This window comes from Ramlibacter rhizophilus (genome assembly GCF_004681965.1).
Lineage (GTDB): Bacteria > Pseudomonadota > Gammaproteobacteria > Burkholderiales > Burkholderiaceae_C > Ramlibacter > Ramlibacter rhizophilus.
Window position 1 is genome coordinate 105231 of the sequence record NZ_SMLL01000006.1, and the last position, 13155, is coordinate 118385.

Annotated in this window: 8 protein-coding genes; 3 read left to right on the forward strand and 5 right to left on the reverse strand. The window is 70.4% G+C overall.

Going from position 1 to position 13155, the window contains the following annotated elements; translation table 11 throughout:
• Nucleotides 1-132: 132 nt before the first annotated feature.
• The 3 genes from EZ242_RS15505 (at nucleotide 133) to EZ242_RS15515 (ending at nucleotide 3105) form a co-directional block, all read left to right on the forward strand.
• On the forward strand, nucleotides 133-1374 hold the full coding sequence (locus EZ242_RS15505; RefSeq protein ID WP_135286093.1) for a LysM peptidoglycan-binding domain-containing protein: 1242 nt from the start codon (nucleotides 133-135) through the stop codon (nucleotides 1372-1374).
• A gap of 14 nt (nucleotides 1375-1388) precedes the next feature.
• Complete coding sequence (gene dprA, locus EZ242_RS15510; RefSeq protein WP_135286094.1) at nucleotides 1389-2528, forward strand: DNA-processing protein DprA; 1140 nt, start codon at nucleotides 1389-1391, stop codon at nucleotides 2526-2528.
• Between the two features lie 79 nt (nucleotides 2529-2607).
• Nucleotides 2608-3105, forward strand: coding sequence for a Smg family protein (locus tag EZ242_RS15515; protein WP_135286095.1), 498 nt, complete (start codon nucleotides 2608-2610; stop codon nucleotides 3103-3105).
• Nucleotides 3106-3389: 284 nt separating this feature from the next.
• Here the strand turns inward: EZ242_RS15515 and EZ242_RS15520 are convergent, their stop codons facing one another.
• The 5 genes from EZ242_RS15520 to EZ242_RS15540 all read right to left on the reverse strand — a co-directional run bounded on the left by EZ242_RS15520 (nucleotide 3390) and on the right by EZ242_RS15540 (nucleotide 13137).
• Nucleotides 3390-6227 carry a DUF1631 family protein gene (locus EZ242_RS15520; RefSeq protein ID WP_135286096.1) on the reverse strand — a complete coding sequence of 946 codons (2838 nt, stop codon included), beginning with the start codon at nucleotides 6225-6227 and terminating at the stop codon, nucleotides 3390-3392.
• 16 nt (nucleotides 6228-6243) lie between these two features.
• Complete coding sequence (secF, locus tag EZ242_RS15525; protein ID WP_135286097.1) at nucleotides 6244-7197, reverse strand: protein translocase subunit SecF; 954 nt, start codon at nucleotides 7195-7197, stop codon at nucleotides 6244-6246.
• Nucleotides 7198-7209: 12 nt separating this feature from the next.
• Complete coding sequence (gene secD, locus EZ242_RS15530; protein WP_135286098.1) at nucleotides 7210-9096, reverse strand: protein translocase subunit SecD; 1887 nt, start codon at nucleotides 9094-9096, stop codon at nucleotides 7210-7212.
• Between the two features lie 7 nt (nucleotides 9097-9103).
• Nucleotides 9104-9430: a preprotein translocase subunit YajC gene (gene yajC / locus EZ242_RS15535; protein WP_135286099.1), complete on the reverse strand. Its 327-nt coding sequence runs from the start codon at nucleotides 9428-9430 to the stop codon at nucleotides 9104-9106.
• 143 nt (nucleotides 9431-9573) lie between these two features.
• Nucleotides 9574-13137: an indolepyruvate ferredoxin oxidoreductase family protein gene (locus EZ242_RS15540; RefSeq protein ID WP_135286100.1), complete on the reverse strand. Its 3564-nt coding sequence runs from the start codon at nucleotides 13135-13137 to the stop codon at nucleotides 9574-9576.
• Nucleotides 13138-13155: the final 18 nt, after the last annotated feature.

Below are 13155 nucleotides of genomic sequence, written 5' to 3' on the forward strand. Positions count from 1 at the left end.
TCGCAAGGGTGTCGCTATTTTCCGCCACTTTGGCGCCAGCCTCCCCGTCGCCGGCGCCAATTACATTGCCCCGTCAAGGGCTTGGGGCCAGAATCGCGCGTGACTTATCAAGAAGAGCCTGGAAAGCGATCCATGACGGCACGACGGAAGACCGCCCCCCTCCTCACCCCGCCCCGCCTGGCCGGCGCCGCCGCGGCGCTCCTGGCGGCTGCGGCCGCGGTCCCCGCCCTGTCGCAGAGCTTCCCCAACCTTCCCATCACCCCGGCCCAGCGCGCCACCGCGCAGCAGGTGGCCCAGGCCGGCGTGCCGCTGTCGGAACTCGCGCCCAACGCGCCGGACAGCCACACGGTCAAGCGCGGCGACACGCTCTGGGGCATTTCGGCCCTGTTCCTGCGCACGCCCTGGCGCTGGCCCGAGCTCTGGGGCATGAACATGGACCAGGTGCGCAACCCGCACCTCATCTACCCTGGCCAGCGCCTGGTGCTGGAGAAGGTGGACGGCCGCGCCCGCCTGCGCCTGGCCCAGCCCTCGAACGACGCGCCCATCGAGACCGTGCGCGTGTCGCCGCGCACCCGCGTGCAGCCCCTGCCGGACCTGGCCCTGCCCACGCTGCAGCCGCACCTGATCGAGCCCTTCCTGGCCGAGCCGCTGATCGTCGAGGAAGGGGTGCTCGAGCGCGCGCCGCGCATCGTCGCCGCGCCCGACACGCGCGTGCTCATCACCCAGGGCGACCGCGCCTACGCGCGCGGCCTGCCCGAGGCGCCGCTGCGCGAAGCGGCGTCCGCCGCTGGCGATGCCTACCGCATCTTCCGCAGTGCCCGTCCGCTGCTGGACCCGGTCACCCGGGCGGTGCTGGGCTACGAGGCCCAGTACGTGGCCCGTGCCGTGCTCGTACGCGGCGAATCGCAGGAGGCCGTTCGCACGGCCGACGGCGAGACCCGCACGCTGCCGGTCCCGGCTTCGCTGGACGTGGTCTCCGCCCGCGAGGAGATCCGCGTCGGCGACCGCCTGCTGCCCGAGCCGCCGCGCGAGCTGGTGAGCTACGTGCCCCGCGCCCCGCAGCAGCCGCTGCAGGGCGCCGCCGTGGTCTCCATGTACGGCAACGCCGTGGGGGTCGCGGGCCAGAACCAGATCGTCACCCTCAACAAGGGCCGGGCCGACGGCCTGGAACCCGGGCACGTGCTGGCCATCCTCAAGGAAGGCCGTCGCGTGCTGGACCGGGCCCAGAATGGCGATCGCGAGCAGATCAAGCTGCCCGACGAGCGCAACGGCCTGCTGATGGTGTTCCGCAGTTTCGACCGGCTGTCCTATGCGCTGGTGCTCGAGACCTCCGAAGGCGTGAAGGTCGGCGACCGCCTCGTCTCGCCGCGCTGATCCTTCCCGCGCCCATGGCAGCGGACGCGCTCGAGGGCCTGGACGGCTGGCTGCGCCTGGCGCTCACGCCGCAGGTCGGCGCGCTCACCGCCAGGCGGCTGCTGGCCGCCTTCGGCCTGCCAGACCACATCTTCGGCGCTTCGGCAGCGGCGCTGGCCCAGGTCGCGACGAGCGCCCAGGTCAACGCCCTGCGCGGCGAGCCCGAGGGCCTGCCCAGCCTGCGCGAGGCCACGCGGGCCTGGCTGGCCCAGCCCGGCCGGCGCCTGCTCACGCTGGCGGATGCCGACTATCCCCAGGCGCTGCTCGAAATCGCCGATCCGCCCCTGATGCTGTGGGTCTCCGGCGCCATGGTGGAGGGGCAGGCCTCACTGCCCTGGCCCCGGCAGGCCATCGCCATCGTCGGCAGTCGCAACCCGACGGCCCAGGGCGCATCGAATGCCCGCCAGTTCGCGCGCAGCTTCGCGCAGGCCGGCTGGTGCGTGGTCTCGGGCCTGGCGCTCGGCGTGGACGGCGCGGCGCACGAAGGCGCGCTGGAGGGCTCACCCGGCGCGGACCACCCGGCTACGGTTGCCGTGGTAGGCACCGGCCTGGACCGCGTGTACCCGCGCCAGCACCTGGCGCTGGCGCACCGCATCCACGAGCACGGCCTCATGGTCAGCGAGTACCCCCTGGGCACGCCCCCGCTGCCGGAGAACTTCCCGCGCCGCAATCGCCTCATCGCCGGGCTGGCACGCGGCACGCTGGTCGTCGAGGCGGCCGTGCAGTCGGGCTCGCTGATCACGGCGCGCATGGCCGCCGAACAGGGCCGCGAGGTCTTCGCCATTCCGGGCTCCATCCACTCGGTCCAGTCGCGCGGCTGCCATGCGCTGATCAAGCAGGGCGCCAAGCTGGTGGAGACGGCGCAGGACGTGATGGACGAACTGCTCCCGGCAAGCGCACCGACCGCGCGCCCGATCCCTGCCGAAGCGTTCGCCGCATCCTCCGCCGACCCTCTTCTCGGTGCCGCAGGCCACGACCCGGTCAGCCTCGATGCGCTGCAGGCGCGCACCGGCCTGTCGACCGCCGAACTGCAGGTGCGCCTGCTCGAACTGGAACTCGCGGGCGAACTCGCGCGCCTGCCCGGTGGGCTGTACCAGCGCATGGGGTCGGCCTGACGCAGGTGCTGCGCACGGGCAACAACGCGCCTCGTGCAAGAGCGCATTGCGGCCGCGCTTCTGGGCTATATTGAGCCCCATGTTTGAAGTGCTGGTGTTCGTCTACGAAAACTACTGGCGCGGCGACGCGTGCCCCGAGTTGCATCAACTCGAGCGCAAGCTGAGCGCCCACGGCTTCGAACCCGAGGAGATCCAGGAAGCCTTGCTCTGGCTCGATGGACTGTCCCTCGCGGCGCAGAACGCCCAGCTCGCCCCCGACGAGGCCTGCCCCGCCAGCACCGGCTTCGCGCCGGTTCTCCCGTCCCCCACCAGCCTGCGCGTCTATTCGGTCGCCGAACAGGACCACCTGGGTGCCGAGTGCCTGGGCTTCCTGTCCTTCCTCGACGCCGCCGGCGTGCTGCCGCCGCCGCTGCGCGAGATCGTCGTCGATCGCGCCATGGCCGCGCCCGGCGACCCGGTGTCGCTGGACGAACTGAAGATCATCGTGCTGATGGTCTACTGGAGCTGCGGCACCGAGCTGGACGCGCTGGTGCTCGACGAACTCTGCGACGACACCCGCAGCCGGCTGCCGCACTGAGCTCAGAAACCGGGCCCTGAGGGTCCGTTGAGAAGGTGTGAAGGGATCGTAGCGAGCCGCCCGAAGTGGCGCGGAGCATCGCAGCCCTCCAAGCGTACGGCGAGAAGCGCAGGCGCCAGATCGGGTCGCAAAGGAGAGACAAAGCGGGTCCTTAGGTCCGCTGAAGAAGGTGTGAAGGAATCGTAGCGAGCGGCCCGAGGTGGCGCGGAGCATCGCACCCGTACAAGCGTACGGCGAGAAGCGCAGGCGCCAGATCGGGCCGCGCAGTAGATTCATTCACACCTTCAGGCGAAGAGGCGCTCCGGGTTGGCGTCCAGCTTGGCGAGTGCCTCGCGCGTGGCGCGCACGGTGAGCGCTTCTTCCTCGGCCGGCAGGACCAGACCGGCCTGCAGGTAGGCCGCAAGGCGCCCGAGCTGCACCAGGAAGCTCGGGCCCGCTTCAGACACGAAGAGATGGAGCTGCCCGTGTTCGCTGCGCCAGACGTACTGCACCTGGTGCATGCGGCCGTTGTGGTCCAGGCTGAACCAGGTGCCCGGCTGCAGCTCGCGGGCCCAGGCCAGCATGGCCGCACCGGGCGTGCTGCCGCCGTCGGTGATGACTTCGATGCCGCTGCTGTCCATGCCGAGCATCAGCTCGATGCTCTCGGCCACCAGGGGCAGGTCCCCTTCGGGCTCCTCGCCCAGCGTGTCCTCCAGGTCGGCCAGGCGGCGCGCGATGGCCTCGATGCTCGCGGCCGGAATGGCGGCCGTCTTGGACTGGAAGGCGTCGGCGAAGGTGTCGCCGATCACCTTGATGTGGGCTTCCTGCTCGGCCGCGTCCAGCCCCAGCAGGCCCATGCCCTGGCGCAGCCGCTGCAGGAGGGCAGGCAGGCCCTGGATCACCTGGGCGCGCTCGGCCCGGTTGGGCTTGGCACTGGCGGCCCAGACCAGCTCGGAGGCGGACTTGCGCAGCGCCAGCGTGTCGGCATGCTGGGAGCCGTTCTTCACGGCGGCCACGGCCATCACCTCGGCCCAGACCTTGAAGAGGAAGCTGCGGATCTCCTCGCGCACCGGCATGCCCTCGAGCATCTTGCGCAGCTCGATGGTGTAGCGCACCGCCATGGTCTCCTTCTGCTCGATCTGCTGCGCCACGGTGACGAGGCGTTGCGTGCGGCCGCGCCCGGTGAGAAAGCGGGCCAGGAACTTCTGGAACTCTTCCACGGCGAGCTGGAACACCTTGCGCCCGGTCTCCGGGTACTGCTCGATGGTCTGCACCACCCGGCGGATCTCCGCCTCCAGGGCGCGGCCGTCGATGGTGCCCGCATCGAAGCCGAGCACGCAGGAGCCCATGCGGTCGATCAACTGGCGTGCAGGATGCTGCAGGCTGCCGAAGAACTCCGGCTCCGACAGCGCAATGCGCAGCACCGGCATCTGCAGCCGCGCAAACCACACGCGAACGGCCGGTGGGATGCGCTCTTCGGCCAGGATGCTCTGGAACATGAGCGCGACGATCTCGATGACCGCCTTCTCGCCGGCTCGGCTCGCCTGCTGCTTCAGTTCGCCGCTGCGCTCGCGCAGTTCGCGCGCCACCTGCTGCACGGCGGCCTGGTCCACCACCAGCCCCGGGGAGTTGGCCGACTCGCGCGCTTCCACGAGGGTTCGGATGTGCGTCTGCTGCACGGTCAGCGCCTGCGCCAGCGCCGAGGAAGGTGCGGACATCTGCCCCGGGTCGAATCCGGCGACGCGGTCCACGAGCAGCTGCCGCAGCTGGCCCACGAGGTTCTGCGCCCGGGCGCGCGCGCGCTGCAAGGAAGAAGCCGCCGTCGAAGCACCGCGATCCGCAGCCGCAAGCCCGGGCGGGCCAGCGTCGCCCAGCGTGCCGGCCGCCTGCACGCCACCGGCCGGCCAGGACGCTGCCTGGCCCGGTGCGAAGCCCATCGCGACCGGCGCTGCGGCCGGATGGGCCGCCACGACGGCTCCGCCCCCGGTGCCGAGCGCGCCGAAGCCGGACGCGGCGCTCGGCACCACCTCCCACCCGAGTCCCGCGAACGGCCGCGCAGCGCTGGACGCCGGAAGGGAGGGCGCAGCCGGCGCCCCGTCCGGCGAGGCGGCGAAGGGCGCGGCCGAGACCTGCGCAGTCGCGGGCATGAAGGACCCGTGGGACGCATTTGCCGCGTGAGGTGCATGTCCAGCATGCGCCGCGTGAGGTGCATGTCCAGCATGCGCCGCGTGAGGTGCATGTCCCGCGTGCGCCGGGTGAGGCGCATGTCCAGGATGCGCCGCATAAGGCACCTGTCCCGCATGCACCGCGTGCGTGCCCAGTGACATGGGCGCCTGCCCGTGCATGCCGGCCAGCGGGGAGGCGCCCTGCAGCGACGCTACGGCAGCCGAAGCAACATCGCCCCGGGGCATGCCCGGCGATGCGGACGAGCCGGCTGAAGGCCCGTCGGCCAGCGTGAGTGCGGGCTCGGCCACGGGTCGCGCCGCCGGCGATGCCCCGCGCTTGACCCGCCGGGCTGCATCGATGTCGGGCACGACCCCGGCGCGGACCAGCTCGGTGTTGGCCCGCGAATAGGCGTTCACCGTCACCGGCACCAGCATCTGCTGGACGAGGTCGCTCACCTGCAGCCAGGTCTGGCGGGACAGCTCACTGTCCATCCACTGCTCGATCAGCAGCAGCGACAGCGCCTCGGGCCGCAGCAGGTCGGCGTTGGCGAAGTCGTCAATGCCTTCGAGCACCTGCATGCGCAGCTTGAGGTCGGCGAGCTCCCAGGTCGCCTTCTCGTGGATGGCCATGGCCAGGCGCGAGGCAATGATCTTGCGCTCGACCACGTCGTCGCCGATCAGCTGCAGCTCGAGGCTGAAGGCCTTGGGTGCGGGCTCCGGTTCGGCCGCGGGCTGGGACGCTCGCCGCAGGGCTCGCCGGGTCTTTTCCACCCAGCGGCTGCGCCGGGCCTCGAAGTGGACGCGCGCGTCGCGCCGCTGGTGCGCCTCGCGCGAGCTCGGCGCCTTGTCCACCTGCTCCTGCAGCCGGTCGCCGATGGCCTCGGCCAGCCGAGCGAGGCTGTTGTCGATGTCTTCGACAAAGCGCTCGCGCACGCGACGCGCCAGGGCGTCGGGAGAGCTGGGCGCCGGGGCGGTCAAGCGGTCCTCGGCAGACTCAGACGGTGGCGCCCGCGTTCGGGTCGTTCGGATCGCCCTCGCGCCGCGGCGTGGCTTTCACCAGGTCTTCGCGCTTGACGCCCAGCCACATGGCGATGGCCGCGGCGACGAAGACCGAGGAATAGATGCCGAACAGGATGCCGATGGTCAGCGCCAGCGCGAAGTAGTAGAGCGTCGCACCGCCGAACAGCAGCATGGACAGCACCATGATCTGCGTGGAACCGTGGGTGATGATGGTGCGGCTGATGGTGGAGGTGATCGCATGGTCGATCACTTCCTCGGTGTTCATCTTCCGGAAGCGTCGGAAGGCCTCCCGGATCCGGTCGAAGATCACCACCGACTCGTTCACCGAGTAGCCCAGCACGGCCAGCACCGCCGCCAGCACGGCCAGCGAGAACTCCCACTGGAAGAAGGCGAAGAAGCCCAGGATGATGATGACGTCGTGCAGGTTGGCCAGGATGGCCGCCACCGCGAACTTCCACTCGAAGCGGAAGGCCAGGTAGATCATGATGCCCACCACCACCATGGCCAGGGCGAGCAGGCCGTCCACCGCGAGCTCCTCGCCGACCGAGGGCCCCACGAACTCCGTGCGCTGCAGGTTCACGCTGGGGTCCTGTGCCCGCAGCGCGGCGAGCACGCGCTCGCTCTGCTGCGCCGAGCTCACGCCTTTTTGCGCCGGCAGCCGGATCATGACGTCGCGGGCCGTGCCGAAGCTCTGGACCTGCACGTCGGTGAAGCCCAGTCCGGCGACGGTCTGGCGGATCGGCTCGACCGCGGCCGGCTGGCTGTAGCTCACCTGCATCACGGTGCCGCCGGTGAATTCCACCGACAGGTGCAGGCCGCGCGTGAGCAGGAAGAACACCGCCGCGGCGAAGGTGAGGAAGGAGATGATGTTGAAAATCAGCGCGTGCCGCATGAACGGGATGTCGCGCCGGATCCTGAAGAACTCCACTTGCTGCCTTCCTTATCGGCCGTTGGCCCGTGTCAGGGTGTCGCCGGCGCCCGGCCGCCAGACGGTGCCGATGGCCACCGACTTGAGCTTCTTCTGGCGCCCGTACCAGAAATTGACCAGCCCCCGCGAGAAGAACACGGCCGAGAACATGGACGTGAGAATACCGATGGTGTGCACGACTGCAAAGCCGCGCACGGGTCCTGAGCCAAAAGCCAACAGCGCCACCCCGGCGATCAGCGTCGTCACGTTGGAGTCCAGGATGGTCGCCCAGGCCCGGTCGTAGCCCACGTTGATGGCCGTCTGCGGCGCCGCGCCACCGCGCAGCTCCTCGCGGATCCGCTCGTTGATCAGCACGTTGGAATCGATCGCCATGCCCAGGGCCAGCGCCATGGCCGCCATGCCGGGCAAGGTGAGCGTGGCCTGCAGCATGGAGAGCACCGCCACCAGCAGCAGCAGGTTGACCGCCAGCGCCAGGCCGGAGAACAGGCCGAAGACCGCGTAGTAGGCGACCATGAAGGCCACGATGGCGGCAAAGCCCCAGGCCACGCTGTTGAAGCCCTTGGCGATGTTCTCGGCGCCGAGGGTCGGGCCGATGGTCAGCTCCTCGATGATCTCCATGGGCGCGGCCAGCGAGCCGGCGCGCAGCAGCAGGGCCAGGTCGGCGGCCTCGTTGACGGTCATGGAGCCGGAGATCTGGAAGCGGTTGCCGAGTTCGCCCTGGATCACCGGCGCCGTGAGCACCTCGCCGCGGCCCTTCTCGAACAGCAGGATGGCCATGCGCTTCTTGAGGTTCTCGCGGCTCGTGTCGCGCATGATGCGCCCGCCCTTGGCATCGACCGTGAGGTCCACCTTGGGCTGCTGGGTCTGCGAGTCGAAGCCGGGCTGGGCATCCGTGAGGCTGTCGCCGGTCAGGATGACCTGCTTCTTCACGATCACGGGGCGGCCTTCCCGGTCCATGAAGCGCTCGGAGCCGAAGGGCACCGGCCCGGAGCCGAGTTCGGCCGCCCGCGCCTCGGCGCTTTCGTCCACCAGCCGCATCTCCAGCGTGGCGGTGCGGCCCAGGATGTCCTTGGCCTTGGCGGTGTCCTGCACGCCGGGGAGCTGGACGACGATGCGGTCCAGCCCCTGCTGCTGGATCACGGGCTCGGCCACGCCGAGCTCGTTGATCCGGTTGTGCAGCGTGGTGATGTTCTGCTTGAGGGCCTGCGCCTGCACCTGGCGCGCCGCTTCCGGCCGCAGCGTGGCCACGAGCCGGGTGGTTTCGCCCTGCGCGCGCTCGGTGAGCTGGAAGTCCGCGAACTGGTCGGCCACCAGGCGGCGAACGCGCTCGGCGGTGGCGGCATCACGGACGGTGATCTCGATGGACTGGCCTTCGCGGCTGATGCCGCCGTGGCGGATGCCGGCCTCGCGCATCTGGGTGCGCAGGTCGCCCGCGATGGCGTCCGCCCGCTGCGTCAGGGCCGCCTGCATGTCCACCTGCAGCATGAAGTGCACACCGCCGCGCAGGTCCAGGCCGAGGTACATGGGCTTGGCATTGATGGCCGACAGCCAGGAGGGCGAGGCCGAGACCAGGTTCAGGGCCACGATGTAGCCCGGGTCCGCCGGGTCCGGCACCAGGGTGCGCTGCAGCAGGTCGCGCACCTTCAGCTGCGTCTCCGGCGTGTCCACGCGCACGCGCAGCGAACCGTTCTCCAGGGTGATCGACTCCGGCTGCACCTGCGCCTGGGCCAGCGCCTGCTCCACCCGGGCCAGGGTGGTGGTGTCCACCTTGACCGTGGCCTTGCCGGGCGAGACCTGGACGGCCGGTGCCTCGCCGAAGAAATTGGGCAGGGCATAGAGGATGCCCACCAGAAGCGCGACCACCAGGATCGCGTACTTCCAAACCGGATAGCGGTTCATGACTTCCTTACTTGAGGGTGCCCTTCGGGAGCACCTGCACCACGGCGCTGCGCTGCAGCTGGATCTCGACGCCGCTGGCGATCTCGACACCGATGTAGGTGTCGCCGACACGGGACACGCGGCCGAGGATGCCGCCCGCCGTGGCGACTTCGTCACCCTTGGCCAGGGCCTCGACCATGGCCTTGTGTTCCTTCTGCCGCTTCATCTGGGGGCGGATCATGATGAAGTAAAGCACCACGAACATCAGCACCAGCGGCAGCATCTGCGTGAGCAGCGAGGGCGTGCTGCCGGCGGCAGCGGGCGCGGTCTGGGCGAAGGCGGACGAGATGAACACGAGGGCTCCTGGAGGGTTGTTGTCTGGAGTCGCGGTGGCGGCCAAAGTGCCCTGGGCAGGCGCGATCGCGCCGACCGCTCGGCGAAAGTCGGGGATTGTATGTCCCGGGCAGGCCCCGGCCGTCGGAGCGGCCCGGCCGAGACTCAGGCGGCCAGGCGCTCGCCGGGGCGCTGGCCGCGCCACTGCGCCATGAGCGACTGCCAGCGCTCGCGGGCAGGGCCGAGGTGCCGCTCCTTGACGTGCCCGAAGCCGCGGATCTGCTCGGGAATGCGGGCGATCTCCAGCGCGAGCCCGTGGGTGTCGGCGCGCAGCCCGGCGGTCAGCGCCTCGAGGTCGTGCCGGTACTGCGCGATCAAGGCCCGTTCGGTGCGGCGCTCCTCGGTGTAGCCGAAGGGATCGAGCGCGGTACCCCGCAGCCCGCGCAGGCGGGCCAGCAGCCGGAAGGCCAGCAGCATCGAGGGGCCATAGCGGCGCTTCTGCAGCTCGCCCTTCTCGTTGCGCTTGGCCAGCAGCGGCGGCGCGAGATGGAAGTGAACGGTGTAGTCGCCCTCGAACTGGGCGGCGATGCGTTCCTGGAAGCCCGTGTCGGCATGCAGCCGGGCGACCTCGTACTCGTCCTTGTAGGCCATGAGCTTGAAGAGGTTGCGTGCGACGGCTTCGGCCAGGCGCGTGGAGTTCAGCGGCGCCTCGGCCTGGCGCACCCGCTCCACGAAGTCGGTGTATTCGCGGGCATAGCGGGCGTCCTGGTAGGCCGTGAGGAAGCTCGCGCGGCGCTCGACGACGGCCTCCAAGGTCTCACGCCGGTGCAACTGCACCACCTGGCCCGGCTGCAGCAGCTTCTCGACGCCGGCAGCGTCGTGGGCGGCGCGGCGGCCCCAGGTGAAGGCCGCCTTGTTCGCCTCGACGGCCACGTTGTTCAGTTCGATGGCCCGCATCAGCGCTTCCAGCCCCACGGGGATCCAGCCCCGCTGCCAGGCGTAGCCCAGCATCATGGGATTGACGAAGATGCTGTCGCCCATGAGCCCGGAGGCCACCGCCTCGGCGTTGAAGCCGCCCACCCGTGCCGCGCCCACGGCGCGGACGATTTCCGCCGCGCAGGCGTCGCTGGGGTTGGCCCATTCGGTGTCGCGCACGAAGGCGGCGGTGGGCGTGCTGTGCGCGTTCAGGGCCACGTGCGTGCGACCTTCGCGCATGCGCAGCAGGGTCTCCTTGCCGGCGGTGACGATGGGGTCGCAGCCGATCACGAGGTCGGCCCCGGCCATGCCCACGCGGGTGGTCCGGATCGCCTCCAGCCGCTCGCCGATCAGCACGTGGCTCCACGTGGCGCCGCCCTTCTGCGCCAGGCCGGCCGCGTCCTGCGTGACGACGCCCTTGCCCTCCAGGTGCGCCGCCATGCCGAGCAGCTGCCCGATGGTGATGACCCCCGTGCCGCCCACGCCGGCGACGACGATGCCCCAGGGCGCGTCCAGCGCGGGCAACGTGGGCAGCGGCAGCTCGCCCAGCGAGAAGGGCGAGATGGCCGCGGCCTTCGCCTTCTTCTTCATCTGCCCGCCCTCCACGGTGACGAAGCTCGGGCAGAAGCCCTTGAGGCAGCTGGTGTCCTTGTTGCAGGTGCTCTGGTTGATGGTGCGCTTGCGCCCGAAGGGCGTCTCCAGCGGCTCGACGGACAGGCAGTTGGACTTCACGCCGCAGTCGCCGCAGCCCTCGCAGACCAGCTCGTTGATCATGACCCGCACGGCCGGATCCACCATCTTGCCGCGCTTGCGCCGGCGCCGCTTCTCGGTGGCGCAGGTCTGGTCGTAGACGATGGCGGTGGTGCCGGGGATCTCGCGGAACTCGCGCTGGATGCGGTCCAGCTCGTCGCGGTGGAAGACGGCCACGCCCGAAGGCAGGGGCGCATCGTCGTACTTGTGCGGCTCGTCGCTCACGATGACCTGACGCGCCACCCCCTCGGCCTGCAGGCTCTGGACGATCTGCATCACCGAGTGGCCCTCGGGGCGCTCGCCGACCTGCTGGCCGCCGGTCATGGCGACGGCGTCGTTGTAGAGGATCTTGTAGGTGATGTTCACGCCCGCGGCGATCGACTGGCGGATGGCGAGCAGGCCGCTGTGGAAGTAGGTGCCGTCGCCGAGGTTGGCGAAGACGTGCTTCTCGTGCGTGAAGGGCTGCTGGCCGACCCAGGGCACGCCCTCGCCGCCCATCTGCGTGAAGCCGATGGTGCTGCGGTCCATCCAGGTGGCCATGAAGTGGCAGCCGATGCCGGCCATGGCGCGCGAGCCCTCGGGCACCACCGTGGAGGTGTTGTGCGGGCAGCCCGAGCAGAACCAGGGCGCGCGGTCGGCCTTGACCTCCAGCGCCTGCATGGAGCGCTCCTTGGCCTCCAGGATGGCCAGCTGCGCATCGAGCCGGGCGGCGGTGTCGGCGTCGACGCCCAGCTTCTTCAGCCGCCGGGCGATGGCCCGCGCGATCAGCGCCGGGGAGAGGTCCGCATTGGCCCGCAGCAGCGTGTCGGCGCTGGGATTGGGCTTGGACCACTCGCCGCCCGAGTAGTCGCCTTCGACCTCGTCGAACTTGCCCAGCACGTTGGGCCGCACGTCGCTGCGCCAGTTGTACAGCTCCTCCTTGAGCTGGTACTCGATGACCTGGCGCTTTTCCTCCACCACCAGGATCTCGCGCAGCCCGGTGGCGAACTGGCGCGTGATCTGGGCTTCCAGCGGCCACACCACGGCCACCTTGTGCAGCCGGATCCCCAGGCGCCGGCAGGCTTCGTCGTCCAGGCCCAGGTCGGCCAGGGCCTGGCGGGTGTCGTTGTAAGCCTTGCCGCTGGCGATGATGCCGAAGCGGTCCTGCGGCCCTTCGATCACGTTGTGGTTCAGGCGGTTGGCGCGGATGTAGGCCAGGGCCGCGTACCACTTGAAGTCGAAGAGGCGCGCCTCCTGTTCGAGCGCCGTATCCGGCCAGCGGATGTGCACGCCGCCCGGTGGCATGGCGAAATCGGTGGGCAGCGCGATGCGCACGCGCGCCGGGTCGATGACGGCCGTGGCGCTGGACTCGACGATCTCCTGGATGGTCTTCATGCCGGTCCACACGCCGGCGTAGCGGCTCATGGCGAAGGCGTGGATGCCCAGGTCCAGGATCTCCTGCACGCTGGTGGGGAAGAACACCGGCAGGCCGCAGGCCTTGAAGATGTGGTCGCTCTGGTGGGCGGCGGTGGAGCTCTTGGCGACGTGGTCGTCGCCGGCCACCGCGATGACGCCGCCCCAGGGGGTGGTTCCGGCCATGTTGGCGTGCTTGAAGACGTCGGCGCTGCGGTCCACGCCCGGGCCCTTGCCGTACCAGATGCCGAAGACGCCGTCGTAGCGGTTGGCGCCCTCCGGCGCGAAGCCCAGCTGCTGCGTGCCCCACACGGCCGTGGCGGCGAGTTCCTCGTTGACGCCCGGCTGGAACACCACCTGGCTGGCCTCCAGGTACTTGCGCGCGGCCCACAGCGCCTGGTCATAGCCGCCCAGCGGCGAGCCGCGGTAGCCGCTGACGAAGCCGGCCGTATTGCGCCCGGCGATGGCATCGCGGCGCCGCTGCAGCATGGGCAGCTTGACCAGCGCCTGCACGCCGCTCATGAAGGCCTGCCCCTGGTCCAGGGCGTACTTGTCGTCGAGCGTGACGTTTTCCAGGGCGTGGCGGACCGATTCGGGCAGCGGTGCGTTCATGGCGGGGCGTGTCTCCAG

Bases quoted from the DNA above. Each gene is read 5' to 3' on its own strand.
- secD (WP_135286098.1), bottom strand. From the start codon at position 9,096: ATGAACCGCTATCCGGTTTGGAAGTACGCGATCCTGGTGGTCGCGCTT.
- EZ242_RS15515 (WP_135286095.1), top strand. From the start codon at position 2,608: ATGTTTGAAGTGCTGGTGTTCGTCTACGAAAACTACTGGCGCGGCGAC.
- EZ242_RS15505 (WP_135286093.1), top strand. From the start codon at position 133: ATGACGGCACGACGGAAGACCGCCCCCCTCCTCACCCCGCCCCGCCTG.
- dprA (WP_135286094.1), top strand. From the start codon at position 1,389: ATGGCAGCGGACGCGCTCGAGGGCCTGGACGGCTGGCTGCGCCTGGCG.
- EZ242_RS15540 (WP_135286100.1), bottom strand. From the start codon at position 13,137: ATGAACGCACCGCTGCCCGAATCGGTCCGCCACGCCCTGGAAAACGTC.